This window comes from Streptomyces sp. NPDC016309, assembly GCF_043077235.1.
GTDB lineage: Bacteria > Actinomycetota > Actinomycetes > Streptomycetales > Streptomycetaceae > Streptomyces.
Window position 1 is genome coordinate 335,853 of record NZ_JBIBSG010000004.1, and the last position, 15,889, is coordinate 351,741.

14 protein-coding genes and 2 pseudogenes are annotated in these 15,889 nt (G+C 71.8%); 8 read left to right on the forward strand and 8 right to left on the reverse strand.

The genetic code is table 11. The features are described 5' to 3' along the window. Positions 1–431: 431 nt before the first annotated feature. From ACF068_RS12445 to ACF068_RS12455, 3 genes and pseudogenes are all read left to right on the forward strand, one after another. A complete protein-coding gene (locus ACF068_RS12445) occupies positions 432–4,274 on the forward strand; it encodes a polymorphic toxin-type HINT domain-containing protein (protein ID WP_392274164.1) in 3,843 nt (1,280 codons plus the stop codon). After that, positions 4,271–4,651 (forward strand): hypothetical protein, encoded by a 381-nt coding sequence (locus tag ACF068_RS12450; RefSeq protein WP_392274165.1) that lies wholly within the window; start codon positions 4,271–4,273, stop codon positions 4,649–4,651. The genes ACF068_RS12445 and ACF068_RS12450 overlap by 4 nt, the downstream gene beginning before the upstream one ends. 1,242 nt (positions 4,652–5,893) lie before the next feature. Beyond that, positions 5,894–6,079 (forward strand): annotated as a pseudogene (locus tag ACF068_RS12455) (CorA family divalent cation transporter); the annotation flags it as partial. Between the two features lie 58 nt (positions 6,080–6,137). Here ACF068_RS12455 and ACF068_RS12460 read toward each other — a convergent pair. The 4 genes and pseudogenes from ACF068_RS12460 to ACF068_RS12475 form a co-directional block, all read right to left on the reverse strand. Next, positions 6,138–6,695, reverse strand: a complete 558-nt coding sequence (locus ACF068_RS12460) for a hemerythrin domain-containing protein (protein ID WP_392274166.1) — start codon at positions 6,693–6,695, stop codon at positions 6,138–6,140. Positions 6,696–6,939: 244 nt separating this feature from the next. Continuing rightward, a pseudogene (locus tag ACF068_RS12465) lies at positions 6,940–7,432 on the reverse strand (hypothetical protein). Positions 7,433–7,623: 191 nt separating this feature from the next. Then, positions 7,624–8,349 (reverse strand): DUF6766 family protein, encoded by a 726-nt coding sequence (locus tag ACF068_RS12470; RefSeq protein ID WP_392274167.1) that lies wholly within the window; start codon positions 8,347–8,349, stop codon positions 7,624–7,626. A gap of 87 nt (positions 8,350–8,436) precedes the next feature. Beyond that, the gene (locus tag ACF068_RS12475; protein ID WP_392274168.1) at positions 8,437–8,859 is read right to left on the reverse strand and encodes a hypothetical protein; all 423 of its coding nucleotides are present in this window, start codon (positions 8,857–8,859) and stop codon (positions 8,437–8,439) included. Positions 8,860–9,084: 225 nt separating this feature from the next. Between ACF068_RS12475 and ACF068_RS12480 the strand changes: the two genes are divergently transcribed. Next, positions 9,085–9,636, forward strand: a complete 552-nt coding sequence (locus tag ACF068_RS12480) for a phosphatase PAP2 family protein (RefSeq protein WP_392274169.1) — start codon at positions 9,085–9,087, stop codon at positions 9,634–9,636. A 127-nt stretch (positions 9,637–9,763) separates the two neighbouring features. Continuing rightward, positions 9,764–10,024 carry a GlsB/YeaQ/YmgE family stress response membrane protein gene (locus ACF068_RS12485; RefSeq protein ID WP_392274170.1) on the forward strand — a complete coding sequence of 87 codons (261 nt, stop codon included), beginning with the start codon at positions 9,764–9,766 and terminating at the stop codon, positions 10,022–10,024. Between the two features lie 79 nt (positions 10,025–10,103). Here ACF068_RS12485 and ACF068_RS12490 read toward each other — a convergent pair whose 3' ends face one another. The 4 genes from ACF068_RS12490 to ACF068_RS12505 form a co-directional block, all read right to left on the reverse strand. Next, entirely contained in the window at positions 10,104–10,301 is a 198-nt protein-coding gene (locus ACF068_RS12490) for a hypothetical protein (protein WP_392274171.1), read from the reverse strand. 5 nt (positions 10,302–10,306) lie between these two features. Next, a complete protein-coding gene (locus tag ACF068_RS12495) occupies positions 10,307–10,507 on the reverse strand; it encodes a hypothetical protein (protein WP_392274172.1) in 201 nt (66 codons plus the stop codon). A gap of 132 nt (positions 10,508–10,639) precedes the next feature. After that, on the reverse strand, positions 10,640–10,945 hold the full coding sequence (locus ACF068_RS12500; protein ID WP_392274173.1) for a hypothetical protein: 306 nt from the start codon (positions 10,943–10,945) through the stop codon (positions 10,640–10,642). Next, positions 10,942–11,520, reverse strand: coding sequence for an RNA polymerase sigma factor (locus ACF068_RS12505; protein ID WP_392274174.1), 579 nt, complete (start codon positions 11,518–11,520; stop codon positions 10,942–10,944). Before ACF068_RS12505 ends, ACF068_RS12500 begins: the two co-directional genes overlap by 4 nt. Positions 11,521–11,919: 399 nt before the next feature. On the opposite strand from ACF068_RS12505, the gene ACF068_RS12510 reads away from it, so the two are divergent. The 3 genes from ACF068_RS12510 to ACF068_RS12520 all read left to right on the forward strand — a co-directional run bounded on the left by ACF068_RS12510 (position 11,920) and on the right by ACF068_RS12520 (position 15,884). Continuing rightward, entirely contained in the window at positions 11,920–12,723 is an 804-nt protein-coding gene (locus ACF068_RS12510; protein WP_392274175.1) for an ABC transporter ATP-binding protein, read from the forward strand. A 96-nt stretch (positions 12,724–12,819) separates the two neighbouring features. Then, on the forward strand, positions 12,820–13,812 hold the full coding sequence (locus tag ACF068_RS12515; protein WP_392274176.1) for an ABC transporter substrate-binding protein: 993 nt from the start codon (positions 12,820–12,822) through the stop codon (positions 13,810–13,812). Further along, positions 13,812–15,884 carry an iron ABC transporter permease gene (locus ACF068_RS12520; RefSeq protein WP_392274177.1) on the forward strand — a complete coding sequence of 691 codons (2,073 nt, stop codon included), beginning with the start codon at positions 13,812–13,814 and terminating at the stop codon, positions 15,882–15,884. Before ACF068_RS12515 ends, ACF068_RS12520 begins: the two co-directional genes overlap by 1 nt. Positions 15,885–15,889: the final 5 nt, after the last annotated feature.

The window sequence follows — 15,889 nt, forward strand, 5'->3', positions numbered from 1 at the left end:
CATTTCTTCAGCGTAACGAGCGAGTGACCTGAAGCGGACCCAAAAGGCGTCTGCACCTATCCGTGATCACGACGACCACGAGAAGCACGACCTCACCGCCATGAATCACGGCAGTAGCCGCGACGCCCCAGGAGGATCCCCTCCCCGTTCCAGACCGGCGTTCGGCCCGTCGGAGTGCAAGGCGACGCACGACTCCGGCAGGCCCATGTACCCCCGGATTGTCTGCAAGCGGCACCTGCGCACGACCGAAGCCGGAGCGAGCCACCCCTGAAAGAGATCACGGCCAATCTCGACGGGTGATACGCACGAGGCGTCCGGGCAGAAATCTCCGTCGCTGGGGTGGGGTTGAGAGAGTTTCTTGAATGACAGTCAAGTAGGGAAGTGACAACTTGAATGCCAGATTGCGAGCCGCGCCTGGATGGCGCGGTGTCGTGGCAGCGCTTGTAGCCCTGGGGATGGTCCTGGGGGTCGATCTGAGTCCTGCCAAGGCCGAGGACAAGGCGCGGGTGTACTACAGATCCGATGTTCTCCTGGAATGGGAGTACGGAGGTCCGGGCGTGCGCCGGGCGGCCGAGGCTGCCCTGGCGGGGTCGGACGAGGACGTCCAGACATTCATGGTCCAGGACCTACCCAACCTTTCCCTGGATGATCTGCGGGTGCAGGTCGCCCAGGTCATGGCCATGGGCGGTCCGGGCGTGCGCAAGGCTGCAAACGCGGCCCTCGACGGTGGTAAGGAGGAGCTGCAGGCCTTCCTGAACAAGGACTTCGTCCCTGCCTACGAAGACGATCTCCGCGTCCAGGTGGCGCAGATCATGGCCTTCGGTGGACCGGGGGTGAAGAAGGCGGCCGGCAAGGCGCTGGACGGCACGCCGGACGACTGGCGTGCGTTCGTGCAGGAGGGCCAGCACCGGGCCCGGGAAGACGACAACATGGTGCGTGTCGGCCAGTTGATGTTCTCCGGCGGCCCGAATATCAAGAAGCTCGCCGGACAGGCCCTGGACGGCACGGCCGAGGACGTCCAGGAGTTCTTGGACGACGGATGGGCGATCGCCGCCGCGCGTGATCAGGAAACGCTCAGCGTCGCACAACTGGCCGACCTCGCCGATGCTGCGCAGAAGCGGGCGCATGAGCTGACCGAGACCGCCAAGGAGGAAGCGGCCAAGGCGGAGAGCGCCACAAAGGCAGCCAAGGAAGCGGCGCTGCTCGCGGCCAGCGAGGCTTCGAAGTCGAAGGCATCAGCAGGGAAGGCAGCGGCGGCAGCGTCCCGGGCGGCGGCTGCCGCCGATCGTGCAGCCCAGTCGGCCCGTACGGCGGTGTCCGCGGCTGCGGCCGCGAACGCGACGGCACGTGTGGCCGCGACTGCGGCAGCGCAGGCTGCTTATGCCGCCAGCCGGGCCGGTAGCGCAGCCTCCTCGGCGAGGTTTGCCGCCGCTGCCGCGGCCAAGGATGCCTCTCGGGCGCAGCAGGCCCGGTTGGCCGCGCAGCAGGCCCGTGACGCCGCGAAGGGGGCCAAGAAGGCGGCGGCCGCCGCTGAACAGGCCGGTGTGGCAGCCGACAATGCCGCGAAGGCGGCCGGAGCCGCGGCGAGCGCGGGTGCCAACGCCGCTGCTGCCGCCGCGGCGGCAGCTGACGCCGGGCGCTGGGCGGGCGAGGCGGGGTCCAAGAGCAATGAAGCGGCCGCAGCGGCGGCGCGGGCCAAGCGGCTCGCTGGCCAGGCTACGCGCGCGGCGGGTGCCGCGCAGGCCAACGCCAGTCAGGCCGCCACTGCCGCCAGGCAGTCGCGACAGGCGGCCAACGACGCCGCCGCTCACGCCGAAGCCGCAGCGGCGGCCGCGGACAAAGCCGCCGACGAGGCAGGCAAGGCGGTCGACGCTGCCAAGCAGTCGACCGCCGCGGCGAACGCCGCCACCCAGGCCGCCAACAACGCGCTGACGGCAGCCGAGCAGGCCTCGAGTGTGGCGGGCCTGGCTCGTAAGGCCGACGCAGAGCGTCTGGCTCAGCAGCAGGACAACGCTGTTCTGGCTGCGGAAGAGGCCAATCGTGCCCATGACACCCGCGTGGCCGCTGCCCAGTGGGAGGTCGGCCGCCTCCAGAAGCTCAGCATCCAGACCGAAGAACTACTGGCACAGGCCGCAGCATCAACGGACCCAGCGGTCACGACCGCCAAGGGCCGGCAGGCTGCCGTCAACCTGCTGGGCAGCGGCGGAACCTGGGTACGCGTCGCCGCCCAGGAGGCTCTGGCCGGTACTGACGCAGACATCGCCGAGTTCGTGCGCACCAGGCTCACGGTGGCCATGGAGCAGGACGACCGCGCCAGCGCGGCACACATCGCCGCAACCACCAGCATTCCCGCGCAGCAGCAGGCTGCCCTGGACGTTGTCGACAAGCCGATCGTCCAGGTGCGGGAGTTCCTGCGCACCCGCGCCTACCCGGGCAAGGCGGACGACGACCGGGTCACCGTCGGCAAGATCATGGCCAAGGGCGGTCCGGGGGTGAAGGCTGCCGCCAGCAAGGCGCTGGACGGGACCGCGGCCGACCTGCACCAGTTCCTGGAGGTCGGACAGTACAAGGCCCGTGAGGACGACGACCGCGTGGCGGTCGCCCAAGCCCTCGCCACCGGCGGCGCTGAAGTCCAGGCCGCGGCGCAGGCCGCGCTGTCAGGGCCTCCGTCCGGGCTGCGTACCTTCCTGGAGATCGGGCTGCACAAGGCGCGCCAGCGTGACGCCAACGCCGCCGCCCACATCGCCGAGATCAACATCCTGCTCCAGGCCGCCTACAAGTCGGCAGCGCTCGCCCACAAGGACGCCGCGGAAGCCCAGAGGGTAGCCGCGGATGCCCGCGACGACGCCACCGAGGCCCTCAGGTGGGCGGAAGCGGCTAGAAAATCAGCCCGCGAGGCGGACCAGTACGCCGAGCAGGCGAACAACTCGGCCAGTCAAGCGGCCCAGTCCGCCAACCGCGCCGCCGAGTCCGCGAAGACGGCCAGAAACGCAGCTGCGGCCGCCCAGCAGGACGCCCAATCCGCCGCCCGATCCGCCGAACGCGCCCAACGCTCAGCCAGTAGCGCCAGCCACTACGCCCACCAGGCTAACGTGGCCGCCTATCGGGCCGGCATATCCGCTGAGGCCGCGGGCAAGGACGCCGCAGCAGCCGCCAAGGCCTCGACCGAAGCCCTGAAGGTCGCCGCGGACAAGCTCGTGGCGGAACTCAAAACACAGATTCAGAAGGAAGCCCAGGAGGCCAGCAAGCCGCTGTCCGACGATGAGCTCCGAAAGTCTCTGGAAAAGCGACTGGTCGAGTACCGCAGCAAGTACATCATGGGCAACCCAGACTGGTCCGGCGACCTGCTGGTCTGCGGCGGCGACGGAGCCGGCGGCATGGCATGCATCACCAGCACCTACCTCGACCGCCTGATCGCCTGGTACATCGGCGCCGACGAGATCGAGAAGTGCCTCACCGGCAAGTCGAACTCATGCCTCGGCGACCTCGCCTTGGCCGCCCTCAAGCTCAAAGTGCTCAGGAAGGCGCCGTGCGAGAAAAACAGCTTCGTCCCGGGAACCCGGGTCCTGATGGCCGACCGTCGTGCCAAGGTGATCGAAGACATCCGCGTCGGCGACCAAGTCTTCGCCACCGACCCGCAGACCGGCCGCACGGAGGCCAAGGCTGTTCAGGCGACCATCGTCGGCGCCGGATCGAAGAACCTGGTCGAGATCGGCGTCGGCGGATCCGGTACCTCCCGCAAGGGTGCGGTGGTTTCCACCGACGGGCACCCGTTCTGGGTGGCGGGCACGAGTAATACCTGGAAGAAGGCCGCCGACGTCAAGGACGGCATGCCGCTGCGGACCGCCGCCGGCGAGAACGTGCCGGTCACCTCGATCCGGGCGTGGACCGTCCCCGAGCAGCGCGTCTACAACCTGACGGTCGCCGACCTCCACACCTACTACGTCCTCGTGGGGACCACTCCGGTACTGGTCCACAACAGCAATGAAGCTTGCGGTGTAACGGGCATCTCCAACCTCCATGGGAAGAGTTTGGCTGAGGCTGAGCAAGAGATACTCGGTCGAGGTTTTACCTTCACGTCGGAAACCAAGGGTGGATACCGCCGCTATGATCACTCGGACGGCAGTCAGATCTGGATCAGGCCGAACGGAGAAGTGATGAGGCTCGGCCCCACAATTGATCCTGGTCCGAATCAAAAGAACTACCGTCCTAGGTATGCCCCGGATGGTCAGGTTACGCAGCAGCACTCGACTGGTGAGATGGTGAATCGGTGAGTTCACTTCGCAAGTTCCTCGAAGTCGCCCCTCGTTGTCAGGGATACTTCCTGGATCGGCTATCGCTAGAGCGGATCGACGGCTCCGACGCGCTCGAGCTCGGGCTACACTGGGGACCGGAGAAGCCGGATATTACGCTCGCCTTTCGTGACGTCTACTTCTGTGCGATCGAACGACCGGCGGACCCTGGTGACGCGCCACTGGATCAGGTCGCGGCAACGCTTCTGGAGCCGAGTGATTCGCCATGGCCGGAAGAGTTGTCACTGGAGCTGATCCGCTCATCGTCGCTTCCGACATTGATCTGGTTCAGAACAGAAGGGCCAGTTCAGGTCAGCGTCCTTGCTGCGATTGCAAGCGTGTCACTTGAGGTCATATAGCCTCGATCTTTCGTGACGGGTCGTCGGGTTAGCCGGCGGCCCGTTTCGGTTCCTTGGACGGTTCGCGGGCTGGCGAGGTCCCAGATGTCGCGTCTGGTGTGTGCCGGGTCCCACGGTTCCGGCGGGTCGTGTTTGCTCGCAGGGGCGGGAAGTGCTGCTCAGCGACGCTGCCTCCGCCAGTGCCGCCCGCCCGGGTGTTCGCCGCCTGTCCCCTGCCGCCGTGGCGGGGCGGCCTGGACGCCGCCCCGCAACTGGCGCCGGCGCCGCTCCCGTTCCCGTCGCCCTCGCAGCCCGCGGCCGCCCGCGCCCCGTTTCACGGACTGATGTCGACCCGGGCCCACCACCGGGGCGCCTTTGCCAGCGAGGCCCTCGTGCTGCGCGTCCTGCTAGAACGGCAGGCTCTCCGCGAGGACCATCCTGAGCCGCGCTGGGCTGTGCGGGACCCGCGGCCGGTGGTGGGATTCGGGCAGATGGCGCTTCACCTCGGAGACGGCCCTCCGGGGCCCGATGGAGGGGTCGCCGAGGACCTGAGCGGCGTGGGCCGACTAGGACCTGTCCGGTCGATCGGGTTGCTGGTTACTAGGGTGCGAGCGTGTCCAAGACGAGCGTGAGCCACGAGACCAGCAGCATGGTGTGCCCGTGGGGTCGAGCCGTGGGGAACCGATCACTGGATGCGTCCGGGTGAGGAGTTCACTGTGGTGACCGAGGCTGAGCCGGAGCAGTCGCCGTTCAACGTGGTCATGCATGATCAAGGCATCACGGTGTGGGTGAACTCGGGTCATGACGCCGAGTCTTCGACAAAGACGGTGACGTGGTGCCGTGCGGGCACCAGCGGCCGCCGAGGGCGGTCTCTGAGCTGCGTCGATCGTCAGGTCATGAGCCAGACGACCAGGGCTGCCGCACCATGGGCCAGGCTGGTGACTGCGGCTCGAGGTCGCAGCCACCTCCGCGCTGGGCACTGCGAAGCCGTCGAGGCGGGCGCCAGTAACGTGCCCGCTCGGTCTCGGAACGCTATGTAGTCGACGTTCGCACGGCAGGACGACGGCCCCACCAGTGGCTGCTCCCTCTCAGCGCAGCTCTCGCTGGGGAGAATCTGGGGAGAATGACCACCGCTGGGGAGCGTCTGGGGAGAATCGACCGCGCAAATCTGCGGCACGGTGCAAGCCCCGGAAAGATGCAAAGCCGCAGCTCAGGATGCCTTCCGTAGCTATCTGCGCAGGTCAGCGCCCCGAGGACGACAACTTCAAGAAGATCTCCGCTTGGGCCGCCATCCTCTTCGCCCCCACCCTGGTCGGCACCATCTACGGCATGAACTTCGACCACATGCCGGAGCTGCACTGGGCGGGCGGGTATCCGTTCGCGGTGGTGCTGATGGCGGTGGTGTGCACGAGTCTGTACGTGGTCTTCAAGAAGAAGGACTGGCTGTAGGCGGCGGCCGGTGACGTGGGGGCCCGGCCCCGCGGGGGGCCGGGCCGTGGGGTGGGGGTCAGCGGCCGCGGCCGCTGAGCATGTCGCGGAGGCGGTCGACCATGCCGGCGCCCGGGGCGAGAAGCTTGTTCGCGGGGGGAGTGTCCGGGGCGGACGGGTGGGGGCGGGTGGGGGCGGTCTTCTTGGCCGCGCGGACCTTGTCGCCGAGCTGCGCCAGGGCGTCGGCGGAGCAGGACTCGGCCAGCAGCGGGAACAGCCGGTTCTCCTCGTCGGCGACGTGCTCGGTGACGGACGCCTTCAGCCGGGTGATCAGGCCGTCGAAGCGACCGTCGCCGGGCTCGCAGCCCTCGAGTTCCTTGAGCATGCGCTCGACCTCGGCGTGGTCGGCGATCTCCTTGTCGGCGATGTCGTCGCCCCCGTCGACGTACCGGCGCACCGTCGGGTAGAGGTACTCCTCCTCCGCGACCGAGTGGCGGATCAGCTCCATGGTGAGCTGGTCGGCCAGGTCGCGGCGCTGCTCGTCGCCGGGCGGGAGCGCTTCGATCCGTGCGAAGAGTTCGTCGACCTCGCGGTGGTCCGTGGTCAGTTCCTGAATGACGTTTCCGCCGTGTCCCATGGTGTGTCTGCTCCTTTTCGTTGGTGGACGGGTGCCCGCCGGCCGGGTCCGCACACCGGGGACGCGGGAGCGCCCGGGGGCCTCGGGGCGGGTGCGGCGGGCGGTGACACCGCTGTACGCCCTGCACCGGCCCGCGTCCTGGTCCGAACGTGCTCGGATATGTCCCCCGCCACTCGCCCCCGGGCTCGTACCGGCCCGGCACTTCACTCCGGTGGCCGACAGCCGGTGCCGGCCGCGCGGCGGCTCAGAGGCCGGTCAGGATCTGCGGGGCGAGGTTCTTGATCATGGAGTTGGTCCAGCGCATCTGGCGCAGGGTCTCCGGATGGCAGTCGAAGGCGAGGGCGAGGAGCCGGTCGTCCCGGCCCGCCTGGGCGGCCTGCGCCAGCATCTCCCAGTGCAGGCTGTTCTCCGTGGCGGCCAGGTGCAGTTCCCTGAGGTCGCACAGGAAGAGCAGGCCGGGTTCGGGGCGGTGGCCGGCCGCTTCGGCCGCCTTCTCCCTCAGGGTGCCCAGCGGCCCGTGGGAGTCGCCGTCGGGGGGGTGCGCCGAGGTGCAGGCCGTGGGCCCGGGCGGTGTCGGCCAGCCGCTGGACGTGGGTGCGGGACCAGCGGGCGAGGTCGGTGGCCACGTGGTGGACCTCGTGGTCGGTGCGGTGCCGCTGGGAGACCACCGTGAGCTCCCTGACCAGGTGCTTCTCCCCGTGGTGGAGGGCGCGGAGAACAAGGGTGACGCCGTTCATCCCGCACGCTCCTGGTGGTCGTCCCAGGTACGTGTCCACGCGCACCGGCCACGGCGCGTGCCGGGCGTAGGGGGTGCGTCCGCCCCAGGGCTGCGCGATCCGGTCGACCGAAGCGTCCATGCGTGCCTCCGGGGGCGATGGGGACGGTGGCGGGGGTGGGGACGGTGGGCAGGGAGGCGGGGCGCGGGGGCTCAGCCTTCGACGCCGGTGGCGCCGTGGGCCGCGCCGACCGGCTTCGACTCCGGGGAACCACGCTGCCGGAGGTAGATGGACAGGACGGCCATGGAGGCGACCGCCAGCATCTCGGACTGCCAGTTCTGGAGGGTGCGGCTCCAGAAGTCCGCCGAGGAGAGGTAGCCGGCCCAGGTGACGGGCGCCTCGAGCCCGCGCAACCGCTGCTCGTTGTAGGCCGCGACCCCGGTGATCGACTGGGACAGCCAGGACAGCAGGAAGATGGTGCCCATCACCAGGCCCAGCGAGCGGGAGAAGAGCACCCCGCGCCAGTCGGTGTACGCGGCCCAGCGGGGCGAGTCGCCCTTGGCGTGCTCCCCCACCTTCTGGTCCTCGTCGGACTCCGGGCCCTCCTTGCCGGGCTCCTTGGACTCCGGCGAACCGCGTTGCAGCAGCCACACGGTGCCGAAGATGTAGAGGAAGAACTGGAGGTACTCCGACTGCCAGTTCTCCGTGACGTCGACGGCGAAGTCCGACGTGGTCAGGTACGTGCCGAAGCCGATCGGGGGCATCCCGTCGGCGACGAGCTGGTTGGTGAACTCCGCGTGACCGGCGATGGCCTGACCGATCAGGGAGACGAGGAAGGCGCCCAGGAAGAACAGGCCCAGGCCGTTGTGCCGGAGGAAGCGCCGCGCGCGGTGCCCGGCGGGTGCGGCGGTGCCGCCCGTCCGCTTCGCGGCGCTCACCGGTGCATCAGTCCCAGCGTCGTGAAGTACGCCAGACCGCAGCCGATGATGAGCAGGGTCACGGTGAACAGGGTCTTCATGGTGTCCTCACCCGCCCTTGATCCCGCACGCGTACGGCCGCTGGGGCCGTGGCCGGCAGCCGGCGGCCGTCACCTTCCACCCGCCGGGGAAGCGGGCGAGGAACACGGTGTCCCGTTCCAGCACCACCCGCGCCTGGTCGCCGTACACGTCCACGTCCCGTACGGCCCCGGCGGCGGGCAGGTCGTGTTCCTCGACCGCCCGGGCGACCGCCGCGTCGCAGCCGCTCTTGGCGGACTGCTCCAGTTCCTCCCTGGTGGCGGGGGCGAGGGCGGCGCACAGCCGCTCCCGCTCGCCGGCGTCCAGCGCCCGCTCGAAACGGGTGACTTCCGCGGTGACGTCGTCGCGCCTCTCGGCGGGAGTGCCGCAGGCGCTCGCCGTGGCGAGAAGGGCCGGCACGGTGACCCAGGGGACGTACCACCGTCCTCGCATCCTGCCTCCCGATGGCCTGGGCAGGGCGACCACCCGGCGATCATGTGGACCTGCGGTTACCCGCCCATGGGACATCCACGCCCGGCGGCCCGCAACCGGGGGCAGGGGCGGCCGGGGCGGCGGGTGTGCGGGCGCCCGGGGCAGCGGATGTGCGGGGCCGGGGTGGCGGATGCGCGGGGCCGGGGTGGCGGGTGTGCGGGCGGCCGGGGTGGGAAACCGCTGATCATGGGTGGTGTGACTGATCTGAAGCGAGTGGACCGCGACCTCACCCGCCGGGCGGCGGCCTGGCGGACGCCCTTCGCCCGCCGGCTCCTGCCGGCGGCGCAGTCGGCGGCCGAACGCACCAAGCTGTGGTGGGCGGTGGCCGGGGTGATGGCCGTGGCCGGGGGCGGCCGGGGCCGGGCCGCCGCCGTCGCGGGACTCGCCGGCATGGGGCTGGCGGAGCTGCTGTCCAACGCGGTGTGCAAGCAGTTGTACGAGCGCCGCCGGCCGCCCGAGGAGCTGATCCCGCACGACGACGTGCACGACCGGCCGGACAGTTCGTCGTTCCCGTCCGGGCACACGGCGGCCGCCGTCGGCTTCGCGGTCGCCGCCGCGGGGCCCTGGCCCCGGGCGGGCGCGGCGTGTGTGCTCCCGGCGGGGTGCGTGGCGGTCGGACGGGTCCACTCGGGCGCCCACTACCCGAGCGACGTCGCCGTCGGGGCCGCCATCGGCGCGGCCGCCGCGTTGCTGGTCCGCCACTCGCCGCGGATCGTGCTGCGGCGGCTGGTCGGCTGAAGCAGCGGGCACGGACCGGGACACGGGCGCCGGGACGCGGGTGTACGGCACACGATGCTTATGGCCGGCCGGCGGGGGCATGCGGAGCGGTACCCGAAGGTCGGGGCAAAGAACGGAAGGAGTTGCCGTGTCGTTCCTCTGGGCCATCATCGCGGGACTCATCATCGGTCTGCTCGCGAAGCTCGTCCTGCCCGGACGCCAGCCCATCCCCCTGTGGCTCACCGTCGTCCTGGGCATCGTCGGCGCCGTGGCGGGCAACGCGCTGGCCACCGCCTTCGGCGTCCGTGACACCGGCGGCATCGACTGGATCCGTCATGTCTTCCAGATCGGCATCGCCGCCGTGCTCATCGCCTTCGTCACCCCGGTGTGGGCACGACGGCACGCGTGAGGGCCCGTCGCCCCGACGCTCGCACTTCCGAAGCCCCGCCCGGCCACCGGCCCGGCGGGGCTTCGGTGTGTGTACGGGTTCAGCGGCCGGTGCCGGAGCGGGGTCCGTGGCCCAGGTGGCGGCGCCCGGCGGGCTGCGGTGCGGGGGCGTCCCGGCCGGTGGCGGCGGCCAGTTCGGCCGCGAGCTCGGCGACGGTGCGGCCGCGGTCGGCCCTCGGGTCCGTCGTGGTGGCGTCGGGGCGGGGTCCGGTGCCCAGCGGGCGGCGCGTCGTACTCACGGGCGTCAGTCTGTCAGGGGGTGCGCGTCCAGGACGCCCCGGTCCCGCAGCTCGTCCAGATCGGGGAGGTTGAGGCGGTGGAGGGGGCCGTTGTCGAGGTCGGCCTGGGAGGCCACGATGCGGGGCCTGTGGGCGGCGGTCGCCCCGGTCTCCCGGGCCGTCGCGCCGGGCCCCCGTCCGAGGAGGCGGCGTCTGTCAGAGGTCACGAATGATCATCGTAAGGCGGTACGGGCGCGGGATCGAGTGACTTTCGCCTCGCCGGGACGGGCGTTCCCCAGGGTGGCGTGAGGACGGGCACGGTGGGGGCATGCCCGTCCCCGGGGCGGGCCGGCAGGCCGTCAGGGCACCGGTTCGTGGAGCCCTCGCCCGGTCCGGCCGGCGGGAGCGAGGGTGCACCGGCCGTCCTCGCAGGAGCGCTCCAGGCGTCCTCGCGTCACGGTCTGGACCAGGCCGATCGTCCAGCACATCGGGCAGCCGCGCAGCGCCAGCACGCCGGCCGGCAGCAGGAGCAGGCTCCATGGCCCGACGACCGGCAGCAGGGCGAACGCGCCGATCAGGGCGCCGAACCCGGCCGCGCCGCGGGCCAGGTGCCGGGGCAGCGACGCACTGGCGAAATCGGGGGTCCCTGTACTCGTCACCGTCATCGGTTCCTTCCGTGGTCCGGGCCGGACGGGTCCGGCAGTGCGTGCTGGAGGGCCGCGCGGGCCCGGTGCAGCCGTGACTTCATGGCGGCCGTGCTGAGGCCCAGGGCGTCGGCGACCGTCCGGCCGCTGTGGCCCTGGACGTCCCGCATGATCAGCACCCGGCGCTGGTCGTCCGGCAGCGCGGCGATGGCGGCCGCCACCCGGCCGGCTTCCAGGCGCTGGAGCACCTCCTCCTCGGCCGACCGCACGGTGGCGGCCTCCGGCAGGGCGTGGTCCAGCGGCTGCGCCTGGTCCCGCAGCACCGTTCGGGCGCGCCGCAGGCACTCGTTGCGGACGATGCGGAACATCCAGGACGCCAGGGCGCCGGACGCCCGCAGCATCCCGATCTTGCGGTACAGGATGATCAGCGCCTCCTGTGCCGCGTCCTCGGCGTCCTCCGGAGTGGCGCACAGGGAGCGGGCGAAGCGCCGCACGTTCGGGTGGGCGCCGGACACCAGCGCGGTGAGCGAGGCGACGTCACCGCGCTGGGCGGCGGCGACCAGCCGTTCGCCGGGCCAGCGCGTCGTCTCAGCCACGGGTCCGCCCCCGTCTGCGCAGTACGGCCAGTGTGCACGCGCAGAGCAGGACGGCTCCGACGGCGACGGCGATTGCGGTGATCACGGCGACCTCCCTTGTCCGGCCCGGCGCGGTCGCCGGGACACGTATAAGAGGCGCGGACCTCCCGAAAGGATTCTCCCCGTACCGTCCTCATGCCGTCCCCGCCCCGCCCACGGTGTGCGGGACGTGTGTCAGTACTCCTCAACAACCATGACGCACAAGGGCCTTGAGTGTGCGCGGAGGGGGCGTGGGGTAGTGAGGGAGATCTCGACATGGTCACAAGGGAGCCGATCGACGCCGGACATCTAAGGTGTGCCTTACCTAAGTTGTAGGGTGGCGCCGTCGGAACGGCGGTGGGGGAAGGGAAGTTGGTGTCCATGGGCGACGTCCGCCTGGTGGCGAAGGACCTCGACGTGGGGCACGGCGGTCGCCCGGTGCTGAAGCAGGTCGACCTGTCGTTACGGGCGGGGGCGATCACCGTGCTGGTCGGCCCCAACGGCTGCGGCAAGTCCACCCTGTTGCGTACGGTGGCGGGGCTGCTGCCGCCGCTCGCCGGGGAGGTCCGGGTCGACGGCGCCCCGCTCGCGTCGTTCGCCCGCCGCACGTTGTCGCAGCGGCTGGCGTTCCTCCCCCAGACCTCGCAGGCCCCGGCCGGGGTGACGGTCCGTGAGCTGGTACGGCACGGCAGGTACGCCCATCGCGGCGCGCTCGCCCCGCACACGGGCGAGGACACGGAGGCGATCGACTGGGCGCTCGACGTCACCGACGCCGCCCCCCTGGTCGAGCGGCGCCTCGACGAGCTGTCGGGCGGCGAGCGCCAGCGCGCCTGGCTGGCCATGGTGCTGGCGCAGCGGGCCGGGGTGCTGCTGCTGGACGAGCCCACCACGTACCTCGACATGCGCCACCAGTTCGAAGTCCTCGACGTGGTGCGGCGGCTGGCGCGGGAGCACGACATCGCCGTGGGCGTGGTGCTGCACGACCTGATGCAGGCCGCCGCCTACGCCGACGACGTCGTGGTGGTCGCCGACGGCGGCATCGCCGCCTCGGGAGCGGCCGACGACGTGCTCACCCCGGACGTCATCGAGCGAGCCTTCGGCCTGCGCGTCAGCGTCGTCCGTGATCCGGCCACCGGCTACCTCGCCTGTTTCCCCCGGCGGTCCCAGGCCCCCGCCGCGTCCTGAACCCGGCGGTCCCGGCCCCCGCCGCGTCCCGGACCCGGCGCCGCGCCGGCGGTCCGCCCGCGCTCCGCACCACCAGCACACAAGGAGAGATGCACCATGCAGAGAATGCTGCGCGCCCTCGCGACGGGCGGTACCGCCGTGGCCCTGGCCCTCGTCACCGGATGCGGCTCCGGCACTGTCGGGGAGACCACGGGCGACGGGAAGAGCGGCGGCGGGCCCGCGAAGGGGCGTATCACCGTCGACACCGCCCAGGGCAAGGTGAGCCTGGACAAGCCCGCGACCAAGGTCGTGGCGCTGGAGTGGACGTACACCGAGGAACTGGTCGCCCTCGGCGTCACCCCGGTCGGCAACGCCGACAACAAGGGGTACGGCACCTGGATCACCGCCAAGGGGGCCGGCCTGCCCGGCGGGGTGACCGACGTGGGCGACCGCAACGAGCCCAGCCTGGAGAAGATCCGGGCCCTCCAGCCGGACCTGATCGTGATCGACAACGACCGGTCGAAGGCCAACCTCAAGCAGCTCCGGGCCATCGCGCCGGTGCTGTCGTTCACGTACACCACCAAGCCGCAACTGGAGACGATGAAGAAGAACTTCGGCGAGCTGGCGAAGGCGGTCGGCAAGGGGGACAAGGCAGCGGAGGTCACCGGCCGGATCGACACCGCGGCCGCCGACCTGAAGGGCAGGCTGGACAAGGCGGGCAAGGGCGGCCTGAAGTACGCGCTCGCACAGGGCTTCACCGCCAACGGCACCGCGTCCATCCGGATGCTCACCGACGACGCCATCGCCCCGCAGGTGCTGGGCCTCGCCGGGCTGAAGAACGGCTGGAAGGGCCAGTCCGACGCGTGGGGCATGACGACGGTCGGTGTCGAGGGCCTGACCAAGGTCGAGAAGGACGCCACGTTCCTGTACGTCGCCGCCGACAACGACAACCCGTTCACCGGCGACCTGGCGGGCAACGCCGTGTGGAAGGGCCTGGACTTCGTCGCGAAGGACCGGGCGCTGCCGCTCGACCCGGGCACCTGGCTCTTCGGGGGGCCGCTGTCCGCGATCCACATCCTCGACGAGACCGGCAAGGCCCTGAAGGTCTGATGGCCCGGGAACTGACGACGGCCGCACCCACCGCCCGTCCGCTCGGCCACCGCCCACGAGCCGTGCTCGTGGGCGGTGGCCTGTCCCTCGCCCTGTGCCTGGTCGTCGTGGTCCACCTCGGGCTGGGCGCGTCGGGCGTGGGCACCGGCGACATCCTGGACCTGCTCCTCGGCCACGGCGACGCGCGCACCGAGGACGTCCTGCTCGGCAGCCGGCTGCCGCGCACGCTCACCGGGCTGGTCGTCGGCGTCGCGCTCGGCGTGTCCGGGGTCCTCGTCCAGGGCGCGACCCGCAACCCGCTGGCGGCGCCCGACACGCTGGGCGTCAACGCCGGGGCGTACTTCGCGGTGGTGCTCGTGGCCTTCGCCGGGATCGACCTGGGGCCACTGCCGGCCGGCGGGGCGGCGTTCCTGGGCGGGCTCGTCGCGGTCGCAGTGGTGTACCTGCTCAGCCGCAGCGGTGTGATGACGCCCGGGCGGGTGCTGCTCGCCGGTGCGACCGTGGCGCTGGCGGGGACGTCGGCGGCCGAGTTCCTCCAGATGCTCGACGTGCAGGCGACCCGCGGGCTGTTCTTCTGGGGCAACGGCACCCTGATGCAGTCTGGCCTGGAGCGGCCGCTGGTGCTGGGCGCGGTCGTCGCCGCCGGCGCGCTGCTGGCCCCGCTGCTGGCCCGGCCGCTGGACCTGCTGGCGCTGGGGGACGAGACGGCCGAGGCCATGGGTGTACGGGTGGAGAAGGTGCGCCCGGCCGCCTTCCTGGTCGCCGTGCTGCTGTCGGCCGCGGCCGTGTCGCTGGCCGGGCCGATCGGCTTCGTGGGGCTCATCGGGCCGGTGATCGTCCGTCAGCTCGGCATCCGCGCGCACGCCGCGCTCATCCCGATGGCGGCGCTGCTGGCCTCCGCGCTGGTGCTGGGCGCCGACGCGGCCGCGCAGTTGATCGTCACGCCGTCCGCCACGCAGCCCGCCGAGATCCCGGTGGGTGTGGTGACGGCGCTGATCGGCGGCCCGGTGTTCATGGCGCTGGCCCGCCGGGTGAGCACCGGTGACGCCGACACGGGCGCCGCGGTGGTCGTGTCCGGCCGGCGGCGCGCCCCCGCCTACGTGGTGGCCCTGGGCGGCGGGCTGGTGGCGCTGGCCGTCGCGATGGCCGTCTCGCTGCGCGTGGGGGACGTCGAGATCACCTGGAGCCGGCTGGGGGCGGCGCTGTTCGGTTCGGCGGAGGGGATCACCGAGGCGGTGGTGGACTACCGGCTGCCCCGCGTCCTGGTGGCCGCGCTGGCCGGGGCGTGCCTCGCGGTGGCGGGGGCGGCGGTGCAGGCGGTGGTGCGCAACCCGCTGGCCGAGCCCGGGCTCGTCGGGGTGACCGGCGGGGCGTCGCTCGGCGCGATCGCGGTCATCCTGGTGGTGCCCTCGGCGCCGCTGGTGGCCCTGCCGGCGGCCGCGGGGACGGGCGGCGTGCTGATGCTGGCGCTGGTGGTGCTGGTCGCCCGGGGCGGCACCGGGGGCGTCCGGACCGGGCTGGACCCGACCCGGGTGGTGCTGGTGGGCCTCGGGGCCGCCGCCACCTCGATGGCGCTGGTCAACATCATGGTCGTGGGCGCGCAGATGAACGTCTCGTCGGCGCTCGGCTGGCTGGCGGGCAGCACCTACGCCCGGGACTACTCCGCGCTGGGCTGGCTGGCCCTGCCCGCGGTGGTGGCGGTGCTGCTGGTGGTCGCCGCGCGGCCGGTGAACCTGCTGTCGCTCGGCGACGAACTGCCGCGCGCCCTGGGGCTGGAGCTGGGCCGGGCCCGGCTGCTCGTGCTGGGCGCGGGCGCGGTGCTGGCGGCGGGTACGGCGGCGGCGGTGGGCGCGGTGGGCTTCGTGGGCCTGGTGGCGCCGCACCTGGCGCGGCGGATCGTGGGCAACGGCACGGCGCGGATGGTACCGATGGCCGCCGTGCTGGGGGCGGTGCTGGTGGTGTCCTCGGACGCGCTGGGGCGCTGGCTGCTGGCACCGACCGAGATCCCGGTGGGCATCGTCACGGCGCTGGTCGGCGCCCCGTACCTGGTGTGGCTGCTGCGGCGGCTGTGACGGGG